17 protein-coding genes are annotated in these 17,917 nt (G+C 73.1%); 10 read left to right on the top strand and 7 right to left on the bottom strand.

The window, feature by feature from the left end; genetic code table 11:
• Position 1 precedes the first annotated feature (1 nt).
• Positions 2-760 (bottom strand): SDR family NAD(P)-dependent oxidoreductase, encoded by a 759-nt coding sequence (locus tag AOM02_RS09210; protein ID WP_174442419.1) that lies wholly within the window; start codon positions 758-760, stop codon positions 2-4.
• Between the two features lie 283 nt (positions 761-1,043).
• Between AOM02_RS09210 and AOM02_RS09215 the strand changes: the two genes are divergently transcribed.
• From AOM02_RS09215 to AOM02_RS09240, 6 genes are all read left to right on the top strand, one after another.
• Positions 1,044-1,814: an SDR family NAD(P)-dependent oxidoreductase gene (locus AOM02_RS09215; protein ID WP_062298855.1), complete on the top strand. Its 771-nt coding sequence runs from the start codon at positions 1,044-1,046 to the stop codon at positions 1,812-1,814.
• Positions 1,811-3,208 (top strand): FAD-binding oxidoreductase, encoded by a 1,398-nt coding sequence (locus AOM02_RS09220; protein WP_082104999.1) that lies wholly within the window; start codon positions 1,811-1,813, stop codon positions 3,206-3,208. Before AOM02_RS09215 ends, AOM02_RS09220 begins: the two co-directional genes overlap by 4 nt.
• Positions 3,201-3,626, top strand: a complete 426-nt coding sequence (locus AOM02_RS09225; protein WP_062298856.1) for a VOC family protein — start codon at positions 3,201-3,203, stop codon at positions 3,624-3,626. The genes AOM02_RS09220 and AOM02_RS09225 overlap by 8 nt, the downstream gene beginning before the upstream one ends.
• The gene (locus AOM02_RS09230; protein ID WP_062298857.1) at positions 3,623-4,852 is read left to right on the top strand and encodes a Bcr/CflA family efflux MFS transporter; all 1,230 of its coding nucleotides are present in this window, start codon (positions 3,623-3,625) and stop codon (positions 4,850-4,852) included. Before AOM02_RS09225 ends, AOM02_RS09230 begins: the two co-directional genes overlap by 4 nt.
• A 150-nt stretch (positions 4,853-5,002) precedes the next feature.
• Complete coding sequence (locus AOM02_RS09235) at positions 5,003-6,343, top strand: serine hydrolase domain-containing protein (RefSeq protein WP_062298858.1); 1,341 nt, start codon at positions 5,003-5,005, stop codon at positions 6,341-6,343.
• 4 nt (positions 6,344-6,347) lie between these two features.
• The gene (locus AOM02_RS09240) at positions 6,348-6,944 is read left to right on the top strand and encodes a GNAT family N-acetyltransferase (protein ID WP_062298859.1); all 597 of its coding nucleotides are present in this window, start codon (positions 6,348-6,350) and stop codon (positions 6,942-6,944) included.
• A gap of 182 nt (positions 6,945-7,126) precedes the next feature.
• Here the strand turns inward: AOM02_RS09240 and glnA are convergent, their stop codons facing one another.
• Complete coding sequence (gene glnA, locus AOM02_RS09245) at positions 7,127-8,560, bottom strand: type I glutamate--ammonia ligase (protein WP_062298860.1); 1,434 nt, start codon at positions 8,558-8,560, stop codon at positions 7,127-7,129.
• A 194-nt stretch (positions 8,561-8,754) separates the two neighbouring features.
• On the opposite strand from glnA, the gene AOM02_RS09250 reads away from it, so the two are divergent.
• Positions 8,755-9,183 (top strand): RDD family protein, encoded by a 429-nt coding sequence (locus AOM02_RS09250; protein WP_062298861.1) that lies wholly within the window; start codon positions 8,755-8,757, stop codon positions 9,181-9,183.
• Positions 9,180-9,824, top strand: a complete 645-nt coding sequence (locus AOM02_RS09255) for an HAD-IA family hydrolase (RefSeq protein ID WP_062298862.1) — start codon at positions 9,180-9,182, stop codon at positions 9,822-9,824. Before AOM02_RS09250 ends, AOM02_RS09255 begins: the two co-directional genes overlap by 4 nt.
• A 96-nt stretch (positions 9,825-9,920) precedes the next feature.
• On the opposite strand, the gene AOM02_RS09260 is transcribed toward AOM02_RS09255, so the two are convergent.
• The 3 genes from AOM02_RS09260 to lipB all read right to left on the bottom strand — a co-directional run bounded on the left by AOM02_RS09260 (position 9,921) and on the right by lipB (position 12,403).
• Positions 9,921-10,625 (bottom strand): DUF4191 domain-containing protein, encoded by a 705-nt coding sequence (locus tag AOM02_RS09260; protein WP_062298863.1) that lies wholly within the window; start codon positions 10,623-10,625, stop codon positions 9,921-9,923.
• Between the two features lie 72 nt (positions 10,626-10,697).
• Positions 10,698-11,714, bottom strand: coding sequence for a lipoyl synthase (gene lipA / locus AOM02_RS09265; RefSeq protein WP_062298864.1), 1,017 nt, complete (start codon positions 11,712-11,714; stop codon positions 10,698-10,700).
• A complete protein-coding gene (lipB, locus tag AOM02_RS09270) occupies positions 11,711-12,403 on the bottom strand; it encodes a lipoyl(octanoyl) transferase LipB (RefSeq protein ID WP_062298865.1) in 693 nt (230 codons plus the stop codon). The genes lipA and lipB overlap by 4 nt, the downstream gene beginning before the upstream one ends.
• A gap of 64 nt (positions 12,404-12,467) precedes the next feature.
• Here lipB and AOM02_RS09275 point away from each other — a divergent pair, with 64 nt between their 5' ends.
• Positions 12,468-14,654 (top strand): MMPL family transporter, encoded by a 2,187-nt coding sequence (locus AOM02_RS09275; RefSeq protein WP_062298866.1) that lies wholly within the window; start codon positions 12,468-12,470, stop codon positions 14,652-14,654.
• Positions 14,655-14,703: 49 nt separating this feature from the next.
• Positions 14,704-15,906, top strand: coding sequence for a serine/threonine-protein kinase (locus AOM02_RS09280; protein WP_062298867.1), 1,203 nt, complete (start codon positions 14,704-14,706; stop codon positions 15,904-15,906).
• On the opposite strand, the gene AOM02_RS09285 is transcribed toward AOM02_RS09280, so the two are convergent.
• Both AOM02_RS09285 and sucB read right to left on the bottom strand, forming a co-directional pair.
• On the bottom strand, positions 15,890-16,792 hold the full coding sequence (locus tag AOM02_RS09285) for a TIGR01777 family oxidoreductase (protein ID WP_062298868.1): 903 nt from the start codon (positions 16,790-16,792) through the stop codon (positions 15,890-15,892). The two genes, AOM02_RS09280 and AOM02_RS09285, sit on opposite strands and share 17 nt — an antisense overlap.
• A 19-nt stretch (positions 16,793-16,811) precedes the next feature.
• Positions 16,812-17,917 (bottom strand): 2-oxoglutarate dehydrogenase, E2 component, dihydrolipoamide succinyltransferase (gene sucB / locus AOM02_RS09290; protein WP_082105004.1); only part of this gene is annotated, 1,106 nt, incomplete at its 5' end.

Raw genomic sequence — 17,917 nt, forward strand, 5'->3', positions numbered from 1 at the left:
CTCACACGAGCGTGCGGCCGCCGTCGATGTAGAGGCATTGGCCCGTGATGAAGCGGGCCCGGTCGGACAGCAGGAACGTCACGGCGTCCGCGATCTCCTCGGGGCTGCCGAGGCGACGCGCGGGCACCAGCGACTCGAGCTGCTCGCGGTGGCCGTCGCGGTCGAGGTAGGCGCGGGTGAGGTCGGTCTCGATGTAGCCGGGGCCCACCGCGTTGACCGTGATCCCGTGCGGCGCCCACTCGCGCGCCATCACACGCATCAACTGGTTGATCCCGCCCTTGGTGGCCGCGTACGGGGCGTGGTGGGCATGCGCCAGCAGCGCGGACACCGAGGACACGAACACCATCCGGCCCGCGCCCGCCTCGACCATCCGGCGCCCGACCTCCTGGCCCAGCCACCACGCGGTGGAGAGGTTGAGGGTGAGGATCGACTCCCAGTCCGCGTCGCCCAGCTCGAGCACCGGGCGGCGGTCGTTCCGCCCGACCGCGTGCACGAACGCCCGGGGCGCGCCCACCGCGGCGGACGCCTCGGCGACGACCGCGCGGCAGGCCTCCGGCGTGGAGATGTCCGCGGTCAGGGGGACGATCTCCGTGCCCGCCGCGGCGGCCCTCCCCGCGAGGGCGGCGAGCGCGTCCGCATCGCGATCGACCACCGCGGTGCGCATGCCTGCCGCCGCGAGGCTCAGCGCGGTCGCGCCGCCGAGGCCTCCGGCTCCGACGACGAGGGCGCCCTTGCCCTCCAGGTCCAACCAGCCCGTCATGTGCCCACTCTTCCTTGAGTTCTCACATCGTGAAAGCAACTTTCAGAAACAGTAGGGCACGCCGGCCGCGGCTGTCCAGACGGCCGTGCCGGGCGTGTCGGCGGCTGGATTCGTCGCGCGAGACGGGCTAGCATCGGCCTGAAAGTGGCTTTCATGAAACGAAAGTCGCCCGGTCCTCCGGGAGCCGGCGCGCACAAAGGAGTGCAGACGTGACCGTTCAGCCATCGCATGCGACAACCGCATCCCGCGGCGCCCCGCGCCCGGCCGACGGGGCGGTCGCGAGGTGACCGGGCGCCTCGCGGGCCTCTCGGTGCTGGTGACGGGCACGGGCGGCGGCATCGGCCGCGCGACCGCGCTCGCCTGTGCCCGGGAGGGCGCGCACGTGGTCGGCTGCGACCTCAACCCGGGGCCGTCGGAGGAGACGGTGGCGCTCGTCCGTGCCGCGGGCGGCACCATGGACGCCGTCGCCCCGGTCGACCTGTCGACGCCCGAGGGCGCGACCGCGTGGGTCGAGGAGGCGGCCTCGCTCGCGGGCGGGGTCGACGTGCTGGTGAACAACGCCTCGGCGATCCGCTTCGGCGCGATCGACGTGCTGTCCTACGAGGACTGGTCGTTCACGATGCGCAACGAGCTCGACATCGTCTTCCTCGTGACGCGCGCCGCGTGGCCGCACCTGGTGGCCCGAGGCGGCGGGTCGGTGGTCAACGTCGCGTCGATCACCGCGAGCCGCGGCGCGTGGTTCATGCCGCAGAACGCGCACGGCGCCGCCAAGGGCGGGGTGCTCGCGCTCACGTACCAGCTGGTGGTCGAGGGCGGCGCGCACGGGATCCGCGTCAACGCCGTGTCGCCGGCGATGACGCAGACGCCGCACACGACCCCCATGCTCGAGGATCCCGACGGGCCGGCCGAGCAGATCCTGTCGCGCGTGCCGCTGCGCAGGTGGGGCCAGCCGGAGGACGTCGCCAACGCGATCCTGTTCCTCGCGAGCCCCGAGTCCGCCCACGTCTCCGGCGCGAACATCCCGGTCGACGGCGGCGCGGCGGTCGTCGGATGAGCGCCGCGACGACGCCCACCGTGCGCGGCCGCCTGACGCTGCGCGGGGAGCCCGGCTACGAGGAGGCGCGCGTCGGGCGCGTGTTCAACGCCCGCAAGCCCGACCGGTACCCGGCCGCGGTGCTCGAGGTCGCCGACGAGGACGACGTGGTCGCCGGCGTGCGCCTCGCGATCGAGCGCGGCTGGTCCGTGAGCGTCCGCTCCGGCGGCCACTCGTGGGCGGCGTGGAGCGTGCGCGACGAGGCGCTGCTGCTCGACCTCGGCCACCTGCGGTCGCTGTCCTACGACGAGGAGACCGGTGTCGTGGCCGCCGGCCCCGCGACGATGGGCGCGCTCGAGCTGGCGCCGTTCCTCGCCGAGCGCGGTCGAGCGTTCCCGGGCGGCCACTGCGCGACGGTCGGGATCGGCGGCTACCTGCTGCAGGGCGGCCAGGGTTGGAACGGCCGTGCCAAGGGCTGGGCGTGCGAGAGCGTCGTCGCGGTCGACGTCGTGACCGCGGAGGGCGAGCACCTGCGCGCGGACGCCGAGCAGAACGCCGACCTCTACTGGGCCGCGCGCGGCGCCGGACCCGGCTTCCCGGCCATCGTCACCCGCTTCCACCTGCAGACGTACCCCGAGCCCGAGGTCATGTGGCACGACACGTGGACCTTCCACCTCGACGACGCGGAGGCGGTGATCCACTGGCTGCACGACGTGCTGCCGCGCCTCGACCGTCGCGTCGAGCCCGTGATGGCGGCGACCCGGCTGCCCGACGTGCCGCTGTACGACGGCGTCGCGCATCCCGGCGGCACCGTGCTGCTGCTGCACGCGACGTGCATGGCGGGCTCCGCCGAGGAGGCGCAGGCCCTGCTGGCCGGGCTGGGCGAGTGCCCGGTCGCCGGGCGCGAGCTCGGGCACGTCACCGGCCCGACGTCGATGGCGCAGGAGAGCGTCGCGCAGATGGACCAGAACCCCGACGGCTACCGGTACGCGGTGGACTGCGCCTGGACCAACGCCTCCGCCGACGTGCTCGCCCCGCTGCTGCTCGACATCTGGCGCGAGCTCGACACCGAGCACTCGTTCTCGATCTGGTACGGCTGGGCCCCGACCCGCGAGCTGCCGGACATGGCCTTCTCCGTCGAGGGCAACGTGTACGTCGCGACCTATCTCATCTACCCGGACGCGGCGGACGATGCGCGCTACCGGGCGCGCGTCCACGAGCGGACCGCGGCGATCGCGCGGGACGGGGGAGTCGGGGTCTACCTGGGCGACACCGACTTCACCGCCCGGCAGGACCGCTTCCTCAGCCCCGAGCACTACGCGCGGCTGGAGGAGATCCGGGCGCGACGCGACCCCGAGGGCCGCATCGCCGGCTACCTCTGCAAGGACCGGGAGGGGCTGAACATCCATGGGTGACCGTCCCCGGCTTGATCACGTGGGTCTCAACGTCGCGGACCTCGCGGCGGCGACCGCCTGGTACGCCACGGCGTTCGGCTACGAGGTCGAGCTCGAGGGGCGTGTCGACGCGGTCGCGCTCGACTTCGTGATGCTGCGCGAGCCGGGCGCGGGCCGCCGGCTCGAGCTCCTGCATCGTCCCGGGTCGCGCCCGGGCCTGCGGGCCGCGGACCCCGCGGAGGCGGCGCTCAGCGAGGGCTTCGGCCATGTCGCGTTCGACGTCGCGGGCCTCGACGAGGCCTTCGATCGCCTGCTCGCGCTCGGCGCGCGCCCGGTCATGACCCCGCGGCCGTCGCCCGAGCCCGGCATCCGGATGGCGTTCGTCGCGGACCCGGAGGGCAACCTCGTCGAGCTGCTCGAGCGCCCGGCGGACGGGTGAGCGAGGCGTCGGCCCGGGACGTCCCGCGCCACCTGGTGCTGCTGCTCGCGGCGTTCACCGCGCTCGTCGTGTTCACCACCGACGTCTACATGCCGGTACTGCCGACGCTGCAGGACGACCTCGCCACCTCCGCGGCGGCCGCCGCGGCCACGCTGTCCGCGGTGCTCGTGGGCGTCGCGGGCGGGCAGGTGGTGCTGGGCCCGCTGAGCGACGCGGTGGGGCGGCGGCTGCCGCTGCTCGCCGGGGCGCTCGCCTACGCGGTCGCGCACGTGCTCAGCGCGCTCGCCCCCACGATCGAGACGCTCCTCGCGCTGCGGTTCCTCACCGGGCTCGCGGCGGCCGCGTGCATCGTCGTGACCCGCGCGATCGTCGCCGACGCGTACCCGGGCGCCGCCGCGGGTCGCGCGTTCGCGACGCTGGGCGCCGTGGCCGCGGTCGCCCCGGTCGTCGCACCGCTGCTCGGCGGGTTCCTCGCGCGCTTCACCGGCTGGCGCGGCATGTTCGTCGTGCTCGCGTGCGCGGCAGTGGTGCTCACGGCGGTCGCGGCGCGTGCCCTGCCGGAGACGCTGCCGCCCGAGCGGAGGATCGCGCCCCGTCCGGGGGCGATCGCGCGCGAGCTCGGCTCGGTGCTGACCGTCCGGCCGTTCCTCGCGTACCTCGGGGCGATCACGGCGCTGGGCGTGGTGCTGTTCGGGTACATCGGCGCCTCGTCGTTCGTGCTGCAGGACGGCTTCGGCCTCACGCCGCAGCAGTACAGCTACGTGTTCGCGCTCAACGCCGTGGGGATCGTGATCGCCTCGATGACGACGCGGCACCTGATCGCGCGCGTCGGCTCGGTGCGGATCCTGGCGGTGGGGCACGTGGCCTCGCTGCTGGGCGCCGCGATCCTCGCCGTCGGCGTCGCGGTCGACACGCTCGCCCTCGTGATGGCGGGGCTGTTCCTCGCGATCTCGTGCGTCGGCCTCGTCATCCCGTCCGCGACGACGCTGGCGATGGGAGCGGCGCGCGACCGGGCGGGCGCCGCGTCGGGCCTGCTGGGCATCTGCCAGTTCACGGCGGGGGCGATCGCGTCGCCGCTCGCGGGCGCCGCCGGATCGCCGTGGTCGCTCGTGGCCGTGGTGGGAGCGGGTGCGGTGCTCGGGCCGGTGGTCGTCGCCGTGATCGGGGGAAGGGCACGCGGGGCCGCGCCGGCGCCCGCGCCGGGGGAGGCGCTCGAGGGCGACTGAGCCGCCGCATCGTCCCCCGCGTGTCGGGAGGCACCCGCAGGGTGTCGTAGTCTTGGCCCGCTCGATCGGCGCCACCAGGGTGGCCCGCCTCAACGAGGACGGCGGGAGCCGGGCGCGATCGGGTCGACACCGAAGGGACCCCCGGCCTCCATGCCACGCATCCGCACGATCCTGCTCGCCGGCGCCGCCACCGTGGCCGTCGGCATCACCGCCGCCTACTGGTACGAGCGACCGCTGCTCGTCACCGGCACCGGGTACGCCGCCCACAACGCGTGCGCGCTCGAGGCGATCGCCGGACGGGACGATGCGGCGGACGACCTGCCGCCGAACCCCCTGGTGCCCGTCATGCGCACCGAGGTGGCGTCGGACGGCAGCGGCGCCAGCGCGGGCGTGTTCGGGGTGCTGGCCGGTCAGGACGCGTGGGCGACCGTGGGCTACGGCTGCACGCTCGCGTCCGAGCGTCCCACCGGCCTCCCGGAGCCGACCGCGGTCACCGCCGACGCCAACCCGTACGCGGCCTCGCCCCTCGTCACCAGCGACGATGCGGCGGTCGCCGACGCCCTGGCGTACGGCTTCGGCGACGACCTCGGTGAGGAGGAGCGCGCGGCACTGGGCACCCGCGGGGTCGTCGTGCTCAAGGACGGCGCGCTCGTGGCGGAGCGCTACGCGGACGGCTTCGGACCGGAGACCCCGCAGCTGGGCTGGTCGATGACGAAGAGCGTCACCAACCTGCTGGTGGGACGGCTCGTGGAGCAGGGGGAGGTGTCGCTCGACGACGACCACCTCGTGGACGCGTGGACGGACGAGCGTTCCGCGATCACCATCCGGCAGCTCATGCAGATGACGAGCGGGCTGGAGTGGGACGAGACCTACGATCTCGGCACCCCGATCACCCGGATGCTGTACCTCGAGCCCGACATGGGCGCGTACGTCGCCTCGCAGGAGCTCGCGCATTCTCCTGGGTCCTACCTCCAGTACTCGAGCGGCTCGACGACCCTGCTGTGCGACGTCGTGACCGACGGCCGCGGGGGAGCGGACCTGCCCCGCCGCGAGCTGTTCGCCCCGCTGGGGCTGGGGAGCGCGGTGCTCGAGGCCGACGCGTCCGGCACCCCGGTGTGCGGCTCGTACATGTGGGCGACGCCGCGCGAGTGGGCCAGCGTGGGCCAGTTCGTGCTGCAGGACGGCGTGTGGGACGGAGAGCGGCTGCTGCCCGAGGGGTGGATGGCCGCGTCCACGGTCGCGGTCGACACCGAGATCGAGCCCGGCTCCGACGGCTACGCGTCCGGCTGGTGGTCGAACACGCGCGCGGACGGCTCCGTGATCGACGAGGAGCTGCCGGCGGACACGTACTTCGCGTCCGGCCACGACGGTCAGAAGGTGGTCGTGGTGCCGTCCGAGGGCGTGGTGATCGCACGGCTCGGGTTCACGCCGGAGGCCGACGACAACCGCATCGTCGCGATGGCCGGCGCGCTCGTCGACGCGGTGCGGTAGGACGATGGCCGCTCGCCCCGCCACGGCGGACGACCTGGACGCGGTGGTCGACACCGTCGCTCTGGCCTTCGCGCACGACCCCGTGTGGGAGGTGGCCCTAGCGCGGCCCGACGGGGCGCTGGACCACATCCCGGCGTTCTGGCGGTTCTTCGTCGACGGGGCGATGCGCCACGGGACGGTGTGGGTCTCGGGCGAGGCCGACGCGGTCTCGGTGTGGCTCCCCGACGGCGAGCCCGAGATGTCCGAGGACCAGGCGGAGGCACTGCGTCGCCACCTCGACGCGTCCCTGCCGGCGTCCCGGGTCGCGGACCTCCTCACGCTGTGGTCCCGGTTCGAGGAGCATCGTGCCCTCCGCCCGCCGCACGCCTACCTGAACCTGCTCGCGACGCACCCGCGCGCGGCGGGCCGGGGGCTCGGCATGGCGCACCTGGCGGCCGACCTCGAGCGCTGGGACGCGCAGGGCATGCCCACCTACCTCGAGTCGAGCAACCCGGCCAACAACGCCCGCTACGCCCGTCACGGCTACGTCGAGGCGGGCCGGTTCCCCACCGTGATCGACCAGTCGCCGGTGACGCTGATGTGGAGGGCCGTCGGGGGTTGACCCGTCGCGTCCGCCGCGTGCCCGCGCCCCCGGCTGCGCTCCGCTGACACATGGGCGCCGTTTTCGGCCCAGAATCGTGGACCCATGTGTCAGTGGAGCGCGGGGACGGGCGTCCCGGGAAAGCGGAAGGCCCGCCACCCCTGACGGGATGGCGGGCCTCCGAAGAGCGCTACGAGAGCTGCTTAGCAGTCGTAGTAGAGCTCGAACTCGTGCGGGTGCGGACGGAAGCGCAGCGGGTCGATCTCCTGCGTGCGCTTGAGGTCGATCCACATCTCGATGAGGTCCTCGGTGAACACGCCACCCTCGGTGAGGAAGCCGTGGTCCGCCTCGAGGGCGTCGAGCACCGCGGGGAGCGAGGCCGGCACCTGCTGGATCTGGGCGTGCTCCTCCGGGGGCAGCTCGTACAGGTCCTTGTCGACCGGGGCCGGGGGCTCGATGCGGTTCTTGATGCCGTCGATGCCGGCCATCAGGAGCGCAGCGAACGCGAGGTACGGGTTCGACGACGGGTCGGGCGCGCGGAACTCGATGCGCTTGGCCTTCGGGTTCGAGCCGGTGATCGGGATGCGGACCGCGGCGGAGCGGTTACGCGCCGAGTACACCAGGTTGACCGGGGCCTCGTAGCCCGGCACGAGGCGGTGGTACGAGTTGACCGTCGGGTTGGTGAACGCGAGCAGCGACGGCGCGTGCTTCAGGATGCCGCCGATGTACCAGCGGGCGATGTCCGAGAGGCCGCCGTAGCCCGACTCGTCGTAGAAGAGCGGCTCGCCGTTCTTCCAGATCGACTGGTGCACGTGCATGCCCGAGCCGTTGTCGCCGAAGAGCGGCTTCGGCATGAAGGTCACCGTCTTGCCCGCGCGCCACGCGACGTTCTTGACGACGTACTTGAACTTCTGGATGTCGTCGCCCGCGTGCAGCAGCGTGTTGAAGCGGTAGTTGATCTCCTGCTGGCCGGCGGTGCCCACCTCGTGGTGCGCGCGCTCGAGCTCGAGGCCGACCTCGCCGAGGACCTTGCACATCTCGTCGCGGAGGTCCGCGAACTGGTCGCCGGGGGAGACGGGGAAGTAGCCGCCCTTGTAGCGCGTCTTGTAGCCGCGGTTCGGGGTGCCGTCCTGCTCGAACTCCTTGCCGGTGTTCCACCAGGCCTCGGAGGAGTCGATGTGGTAGTAGCCCTCGTTCTGCGCGGTGTCGAAGCGCACCGAGTCGAAGATGAAGAACTCGGCCTCGGGCGCGAAGAACGCGGTGTCGCCGATGCCGGTGGACTTCAGGTACTCCACGGCCTTCGCCGCGATGTTGCGGGGGTCGCGCGAGTAGGGCTCGTTCGTGAACGGGTCCACGATCGAGAAGTTGATGACGAGCGTCTTCGCCGTGCGGAACGGGTCGATGAACGCGGTGGCGACATCCGGCAGCAGCTTCATGTCGGACTCGTTGATCGCCTGGAAGCCGCGGATCGACGAACCGTCGAACATCGCGCCCTCGGTGAACACGTCCTCGGTGAACTGCGACGCGGGGATGTTGAAGTGCTGCATCTGGCCGGGCAGGTCGCAGAAGCGGATGTCGACGAACTCGACGCCCTCGTTCTTCACATACTCGATCGCCTCGTTGGCGTCTTTGAACATCCGGTACTCCTTGAAGAGGTTGGACAGGCCTTCGGTGGCACCTCACACCCTAGGGGCGCTCCGTTGCCTGCGCATACACGCGATGTTTCGAGAGTGTTACATGTGGCACCCCTCGCGGGGTGGTATCGGAAGGGGCCTCCGGCGGGACGATGCGACGGCCGGGCGGGCGCGCATCGTCCCGTTAGGCTTGCTCGGTGACCGAGCAGACCGTGCCCTCCGCCCTCGTCCCGCGCCGCCTCGCCGGCATCGCCATCGACTGGGTGCTGTGCCTCCTGATCTCGTCGGCGTTCTTCCCGGACCCGTCCTACGCGACCGAGGGCGTCACCGGTATCGAGCGGGCCCTGCTCGCCGGCGTGCCGTTCGCGACGCTCGCGGTGTGGGCCGTCCAGCACCTGCTGCTGGTGTCGACCCTCGGCACCACGATCGGGCACCGCCTCATGGGCGTGCGCGTGGTGCGCGAGGACGGCGCGCTCGCCGTCGGCTTCGGCAAGGCCGCGATCCGCACCGGGCTGCTCGCGCTCGTCATCCCCGCGGTCGTGTGGGGACCCGACGGGCGCGGGCTCCACGACCGCCTCGCCGGCACCCGCGTGGTGCGCGTCGGGGGAGAGAGGACCTCGTCATGATCGAGCTCGACGTCGCCGCCGTGCTGCTGGACATGGACGGCACGCTCATCGACTCCACCGCCACCGTCGACGTGGTGTGGAGCGACTTCGCCCGCCAGGCCGGGTTCGACGTCGCCGACGTGCTCGCGTACGTCCACGGCGTGCCCGCGCGCGCCACGCTCCGCCACTTCCTCGGCGAGGAGGCGGACATCGAGCCGTGGTACCGCCGCATCGAGGAGTGGGAGAACGAGCGCTTCGACGCGGACGTCGAGATCCCCGGCGCGGTCGCCGCGGTGCACGACCTCCCGGCGGGCCGCTGGGCCGTCGTCACCTCCGCGGTCCGCGACGCCGCGCTGCGGCGCATGGGTCGCCTCGGCTTCCCCGAGGTCGCCACGCTCATCGCGGCCGAGGACGTCGAGCACGGCAAGCCCGACCCGGAGCCCTACCGCCGCGGCGCCGACGCGCTCGGCTTCGACGTCGAGGACTGCGTGGTGCTCGAGGACTCCGACGCGGGCATCCGCGCGGCCAGGGCCGCCGGAGCGACCGTGATCGTGGTGGGATCGCTCGCAACCCCGGCCACCGAGGGGCTGGTGCGGGTGCGCGACCTCACCGAGGTGCGCTTCGGCTCGACCGCGACCGGGGTGAGCGTCGCGATCGGCTGACCGGCGTCGCTGAACTCCCCGCAGGAGTCCCAGAAAGCGAAAAACCGTCCGTGAGCTCCCCGCAGGGGGTCACGGACGGTCTCCGACAGGGGTGGCTCAGCGGCCGCGCATGCCCTTGCGGTCGGGACGCGCGCGCACCGGGTCGATGCCCTTGGGCATCGGGGGCTTCGCGCCGCCGATCGCCTTGAGGCGCGCCTCGACCGTCGGGCGGTCGTTGCGGCCCAGGGCCTTCTTGGTGCGGCGGATGGCCTTGGTGAGGCCCGCGAGGCGCACCTCGCCCTCGCCGGTGCCGACGTAGATGATCGTGACCGGGACACCCGGCACGAGCTTCTCGATGCGCTTCTTGGACTGCTCGGCGGGCTTGTGGATGATCGAGCCGCCCTCGGCGAGCAGCAGGATGCCGCCCTTGCCGACGCCCTGGAACACGACGCCCTTGCCGCGCGTGTCCATGTTCACCGGCTGGTCCTCGAACTTCCAGCCCGAGCGGATGGTCTGGGCGACCGCGAGCGACGCGCCGGTCTGGCCCTCCATACGCATGAACGCGTTGCGCTCGAAGCGGCGGGTGAGGAAGTACATCGCCCCCAGCGCGGCCGTGAGCACGCCGAAGATCGACGCGTAGATGATCGCAGCGGTGCCGCCGACCAGCAGGCCGATCAGCACCGCGAGCGCGATGCCGCCGATGAGGATGGCGAGGATGCCGGGCAGCAGGTACTTGTCGTGCGGGGCCGTGACCTTGTACGCCTGGATGATCAGGGAGTACCAGCGCTGCTTCTTGGGCTTCGGTGCGTCGTTCTTAGCCATGATGCGGCACAGTCTAGTCGCAGCCGGCGCGCGCTCAGGGACGGCCCCGGCGGCCGCGGGACGATGCGCCGATCAGCCGAGCTCGGGACGCGCCTTGAGCAGCGCGGACGCCTCCTGGCGCGACTCGGTCTCCTCGCCGAGGTGCGCGAGCGACGCGGGGATGGGACGACCCTTGCGCTTCATCGCCTGGCCCCAGAGGCGGCCGGCGCGGTACGAGGAGCGCACGAGCGGGCCGGACATGACGCCCAGGAAGCCGATCTCCTCGGCGACGTCCGACAGCTCGACGAACTCCTGCGGCTTGACCCAGCGGTCCACGGGGTGGTGGCGCGGGGAGGGGCGCAGGTACTGGGTGATGGTGATGAGGTCGCAGCCGGCGGCGTGCAGGTCGCGCAGCGCCTCGACCGCCTCGTCGAACGTCTCGCCCATGCCGAGGATGAGGTTCGACTTGGTGACCAGGCCGTCCTCCTGCGCCGCGGTGAGCACCGACAGCGACCGCTCGTAGCGGAAGCCGGGACGGATGCGCTTGAAGACGCGGGGCACGGTCTCGAGGTTGTGCGCGAGCACCTCGGGGCGCGACGAGAACACCTCGGCGAGCTGGTCGGGGTCCGCGTTGAAGTCGGGGATGAGGAGCTCGACGCCCACGCCCGGGTTGAGGGTGTGGATCTGGCGCACGGTCTCCGCGTAGAGCCAGGCACCGCCGTCCTCGAGGTCGTCGCGGGCCACGCCCGTGACGGTCGAGTACTTGAGGCCCATCTGCTGGACGGACTCCGCGACGCGGCGCGGCTCGTCCGCGTCGAAGTCCGCGGGCTTGCCGGTGTCGATCTGGCAGAAGTCGCAGCGGCGCGTGCACTGGTCGCCGCCGATGAGGAACGTCGCCTCGCGGTCCTCCCAGCACTCGAAGATGTTGGGGCAGCCCGCCTCCTCGCACACGGTGTGGAGGCCGCCGGTCTTCACCAGGCCCTTGAGGTCCTTGTACTCGGGACCCATGGTCGCCTTGGTGCGGATCCACTCGGGCTTGCGCTCGATGGGGACGGCGGCGTTGCGGGCCTCGACGCGCAGCATCTTGCGGCCCTCGGGGGCGATGGTCACACGGGCTCCTTCGTGGGGAGGTCGGACGATGCGCCGGTGGGCGCCTGGGCCCACCTTACGTCGGCGAGGGCGGCTTCCAGGAATCGCACCGTCGGCTCGACGGCCTCGGCGAGCGGCACGTCGCGTCCCAGCTCGGCGGACAGGGAGGTCACGTCGGCGTCGGAGATGCCGCACGGGACGATGCGGTCGAACCAGCCGAGGTCGGGCGTGCAGTTGAGCGCGAAGCCGTGCATCGTCACGCCCTTGGCCACGCGCACGCCGATCGCGCAGATCTTCCGCTCGCGACGCTCGTCCGTCCCGGGCAGCCACACGCCGGAGCGGTCCTCGACGCGCATCGTCTCGAGGCCGAACGACGCGCACACGTCCATGACCGCCTGCTCGAGGGAACGTACGTAGCGCACCACATCGACGGGCTCCGCGAGCCGCACGATCGGGTAGCCGACCAGCTGGCCCGGGCCGTGCCACGTGATGCGGCCGCCGCGGTCGACATCCACCACCGGGGTGCCGTCCACGGGACGGTCCCACGCGGCCGTGCGCTTGCCCGCGGTGTAGACGGGTTCGTGCTCGACGAGGAGGAGCGTGTCCTCCGACTCGCCGGCGACCACCCGGGCATGGATCTCGCGCTGCAGCGCCCACGCCTCCTCGTACGGGACGAGGCGCGTGCCGAGGTCGAGGGGGACGATCTGCATCACAGGATGGTAACTCTTGGCGAGGGTGGGAATACTTCCGGGGGCATCGGGCATCATTCCGGATGTGAAACTACGATCCTGGGCACGTCCCCTGCTCATCGTCCTGGTCATCTTCGGCTGGCTCTCGATCGGCGGCGCCGGCGGTCAGACGTTCGGCAAGCTCTCCGAGGTGCAGGAGAACGACTCCGCCGCGTTCCTGCCGTCCAGCGCCGAGTCGACAGAGGCCGCGAACGCGCACGCCGAGTTCGCCCCCACCGAGTCCGTCCCCGCGCTCCTCGCCGTCGAGGGCGGCGCGCAGGACGTCGCGACGGTGCAGGCGTTCGTCGACGACGTCCTCACCATGCCCCTCGAGGGCGACCCCGAGGGCCGCACCGTCGGCGACGTCACCCTCACCGGCCCGCAGGGCCAGGGGCCGACGGCGATCCCGTCGGAGGACGGCGAGGCGATCCTCGTGTCCCTCGCGGTCGACGCGGAGGTCTTCGACGAGATGGTCGGCGAGGAGTCGCTCGGCCAGCTCTACGTCGACACGCTGCGCACCGCGTGGGAGGAGGCCGACACGGGCCTCACCGGCTACGTCACGGGCCCCGCGGGCCTGGTCGCGGATCTCGTCGAGGCCTTCGGCGGCATCGACGGCATCCTGCTCCTGGTCGCGCTCGGCGTCGTGCTCGTCATCCTGCTGATCGTGTACCGCAGCCCCGTGCTGCCGTTCCTCGTGCTCGCGACGTCGATGCTCGCGCTCACCGGCGCGATCATCGCGGTCTACGCGCTCGCCTCCGCGGACGTCATCACGCTCAACGGCCAGAGCCAGGGCATCATGTTCATCCTCGTCGTGGGTGCCACCACCGACTACGCGCTGCTGCTGGTCGCCCGCTACCGCGAGGAGCTGCTGCGCATCCGCTCGCCCTACTCGGCCCTCGCGAAGGCGTGGCGCCGCTCGCTCGAGCCCATCGCCGCCTCGGCCGGCACCGTGGTCCTCGGCCTGCTCGTGCTGCTGCTGAGCGACCTCAAGTCCAACGCCGCGCTCGGCCCCGCCGGCGCGATCGGCATCGCCGCATCGTTCCTCGCGGCCCTCACGCTGCTGCCCGCGCTGCTGCTCATCGGCGGCAAGCACGCCCGGGGCGTGTTCTGGCCGGCGATGCCGCGCTACCGCGGCGACGACGCCCACGAGGCCGAGGAGACCATCGAGGCCGTCGAGGCGCGCGCCGGGATCTGGGGCCGCGTGTCCCGCTTCGTGGACTCGCGTCCGCGCGCGGTGTGGGCCTTCGCGGCGCTCGGCCTCGTCGTGCTCGCAGCCTTCGTGCCCACCTTCAAGTCGGGCGGCCTGGGCGAGCGCGACATCTTCACCGCGGAGACCGAGTCCGTCACGGGCTTCGAGTTCCTCGAGCAGCACTTCGATGCGGGCGCCACGTCGCCCATCCGCGTCATCACCGCCGAGGGCACGGCGCAGGAGGTGCTCGACGCCGTGTCGGGCGTCGACGGCGTCACCGAGGCGTACCTGCTGACCCCCGCGGTCGCGGCCGGCGCCCCCGCGGGCGCGGTGCCGGAGGACCCGATCGTGGTCGACGGCCGGGTCGAGATCGACGCGGTCACGCAGGTCTCGGCCTCGTCGGCCGAGGCGCTCGACATCGTCGCCGACGTCCGGTCGGCGGTGCATGCGGTCGACGCCGAGGCGCTCGTGGGCGGCCAGGCGGCCGAGTCCCTCGACACGCGTCTCACCAGTGAGCGCGACCTCAAGGTGATCCTCCCGACCATCCTCGCGGTGATCCTCGTGGTGCTCATGCTGCTGCTGCGCTCGATCCTCGCACCGGTGCTCATCATCGTGGCGAACGTGCTGAGCTTCGCCGCGACCATGGGACTGTCCGCTCTCGTGTTCAACCACGTGTTCGACTTCCCGGGCACGGACCCCTCGGTGCCGCTGCTGGGCTTCGTGTTCCTCGTCGCGCTCGGCGTCGACTACTCGATCTTCCTCATGTCGAGGGCGCGCGAGGAGTCGCTCGAGCACGGGGCCCGCCAGGGCATCCGGCGCGCGCTGGCGGTCACGGGCGGAGTCATCACGTCGGCGGGCATCGTCCTCGCCGCGACCTTCGCGGCGCTGGGCGTGATCCCGCTGATCTTCCTCGCGCAGATCGCGTTCATCGTCGCCGCGGGCGTGCTCATCGACACGTTCGTGGTGCGCTCGCTGCTGGTGCCTGGCCTCATCGGGGACATCGGCCGCCGGGCGTGGTGGCCGTCGAAGGCCATCGCGGACTGACCCTGTGGACAACGCACCCCTCCGCCGTCGCTGATGCGACGGTGGAGGGGTGCGGCGCGTCACCCCTCTCCAGCTCGACCGGGTCACCCGGACGGTCGGCCGCGGCGACGCGTCCGAGCGGCTGGCACGCGCCCGTGTCGCGGCGCTGAGCGTCGTCGGGCATCCCGGCCTGTGCGTGCCGCTCGACGTGGTGCGCGAGGACGACGCGGTCGTGACCTGCGCGCCGCGCGTCGCGGGGGTGCCGCTCGCCCAGGCGGGAAGGGCGGCCGACCTCGGCGGCTGGGTGTGGCTGGTCGCCGGGATCGCGGAGGCGCTCGCCGCGCTGCACGCGCACGGGCTCGCGCACGGCGACGTCGCGCCGGGCAACGTGGTCGTGGGCGCGCGCCCGGTGCTCGTCGACCTCGTGGCGCCCGCCCTCGGCGGTGAGCGGGGCACGCCGGGCTTCGCCGGCCCCGAGCGTGCCGCCGGCGGCCCGCCTTCGCCGGCGGACGACGTGCACGCGCTGGGCGCGGTGGCGCTGGCCGCCGCGCATCCGTCGTTGCGGGCCGTCGCCGAGGCCTGGATGGCGCCGCTGCTCGACGCGGACCCCGCGCGCCGTCCCTCGGCGGGCGCGGTCGCGCGCGGCATCGTGGCGTGCGCCGCCCCCGTGCGGTGGCGGCCGGAGGCGCCGGCGGAGCCCGGGAGCGAGGTCGCGCCCCTGGCGCGCACGGCGACGGACCCGCGGGCCTGGCATTGGCGGCTGCGCCGGCGCCCGCTGCGCCTCGCGGCGGCCTCGTCCGTCGTGGTCGCGGCGGTGTCGTGGGCGGTGTGGGGGCCGCCGCTCGCCACCGTCGTGCCGTCCGCCGGCGCCGGGCCCGCGGAGCCCGCCGCCGCATCGTCCCTGCCGGATCCGGGCGAGGCCGCGCGCGCCCTCACCGTCGCGCGGGCGGCGGCCATCTCCGAGGGGGACGGGGAGGCGCTGGTCGCGCTGACGGTGCCGGGCTCATCGGCGTGGGCGACGGCGGCGCGTGAGGCACGGCTGCTCGCCGGGACGGAGCTGCGCGGGCTCGACGTCGACGTGGGGACGGCGCGGGTGCTGGAGGCGTCCGGCGGGACGGCCGTGGTGGAGGTCGGCTACCGGCTTGAGGCGCACGCGCGGGTGGGCCCGGCCGGTGCGCGCGTGGAGATCCCCGCGGAGCGCCAGGAGGTGCGGCTCACGCTCGAGTGGTCGGGGGAGCGGTGGCGGGTGGCGGAGGTCAGCGCTTCGCCATGACCCAGCGGGCGGCGTCCTCGATGGTGGGGTGACGCCACTCGAAGCCCAGCCGGCTAAGGACGCCCGGGATGCCGCGCGTGGAGGACAGCAGGTCCTCGATGGCGCGGCCCACCGCCGCCTCGAGCACGAAGGCCGGGACGTGGAAGCCGGGGCGGCGGCCCGCGGCTTCGGAGAGCGCGCGGATGAGCGCGGCGTCGCGCGCCGGGTGCGGGGCGATCGCGTTGACCGCGCCGTCGTGGTCGGAGTCGATGAGGAAGCGCAGCGCACGGATGTGGTCCTCGAGCGTGATCCACGAGTGCCAGGCGTCGCCCTTGCCCAGGGTGCCGAGGAGGCCCTTGGTGACGAGCGGCAGGAGGCGCTCGGCGAAGCCGCCGTGGGGGGCGAGGACCAGCCCGGTGCGCACCGTGACCGTGCGGATGCCGGCGTCGCGGGCGGGCTGCGCCGCGGCCTCCCAGTCGGTGACGATGTCTGCCAGGACGGTGTGGCCGGGGGTGGAGCGCTCGGAGAGGGTCTCCTCGCCGCGCGAGCCGTAGTAGCCCATGGACGAGCCCTGGAGGAGGACGCCGCCGAAGCCGGCGCCCTTGTCGTCGCCCAGCAGGGCGTCGACGATCGTGCGTGTCGAGTCGACGCGGGACCCGCGCACGACCTCGACGTACGAGTCGGTGAGGCGCTTGTCGCCGATGGACGCGCCCGCGAGGTTGACGACGGCGTCCGCGGACCGCACGAGGTCCGCGTCGATGGTGCCCGCGGCGGGGTCCCACCGCGACTCGTGGGGTCCCACCGGGGTACGCCGCACGAGGGCGACCACATCGTGGCCGCCCTCGTGCAGGGACTGGGTGAGCGCCGTGCCGATGAGCCCCGAGGAGCCCGAGATCACGACGCGCATGTGCAGTTGTCCTTGTCGCTTACAGGCCGAGCTCGGACTCGAACTCGCCCGCCTCGACGATGCGCTTCACGGTCTGCAGGAAGCGGGCCGCGTCCGCGCCGTCCACGATGCGGTGGTCGTAGCTGAGCGGCAGGTAGGCCATCGGGCGCACCGAGATGACGTCCTCGCCGTCCGGGCCCTTGACCACGACCGGCTTCTTGACGATCGCGCAGGTGGCGAGGATGCCGACCTGGGGCGCCGGGACGATCGGGGTGTCGAACAGCGTGCCGCCCGAGCCGGTGTTGGTCACCGAGAAGGTGCCGCCCGAGATCTCGTCGGAGCTGAGGCCGCCCTCGCGCGCCTTGGTGGCGAGGTCGACGATGCCCTTGGCGTGGTCGACGATCGTCTTCGAGTCCGCGTCCTTGAGCGTCGGCAGCATGAGGCCCTTGGGGGTGTCCACCGCGAGCGACAGGTTGACCGACGGGTGGTACACGATGCTGTCGTCCACCACGGAGGCGTTGAGGAACGCGTGCTCCTGCAGGGCGATCGCGGTCGCGCGGGTGAAGAACGGCAGGAACGTGAGGTTCACGCCGTGCTTCTCGGCGAACGCGGCCTTGCTCTTGGCGCGGAGCGCCCAGATCTTGGTGCAGTCGACCTCGACCACGGAGGTGAGCTGCGCCATGCCGTGCAGCGACTCCATCATCTTGTCGGCCGTGATCTTGCGGATCCGGGTCATCTTGACCGTCTGGCCGCGCAGCTCCGAGACCTCGACCTCGTTGGCCGAGGGCTTGGCGGCCGCGGGCGCCGCGGCGGCGGCAGGAGCGGCCGGGGCGGCGGTGGCCGCCGCGAGGACGTCCTCCTTGCGGATGCGGCCGCCCACGCCGGTGCCGGTGAGGGCGCCGAGGTCGACGCCCTTCTCGGCGGCGAGCTTGCGGACGATCGGGGTGACGTAGCCCGAGCCGGACGACGCGGCCGCTGCGGGAGCGGCAGGCGCAGCCGGGGCGGCGGGTGCCGCAGGAGCGGCGGGCGCGGCGGCGGCGGGTGCCGGGGGAGCAGGCGGTGCCGCCGGCGCGGGGGCCGGGGAGGCAGGGGCCGGGGCCGGAGCCGCGGGAGCCTCGGCCGCGGGGGCGGCCGCCGGTGCGGGGG

This window comes from Demequina maris, assembly GCF_000971155.1.
Taxonomy (GTDB): Bacteria; Actinomycetota; Actinomycetes; order Actinomycetales; family Demequinaceae; genus Demequina; species Demequina maris.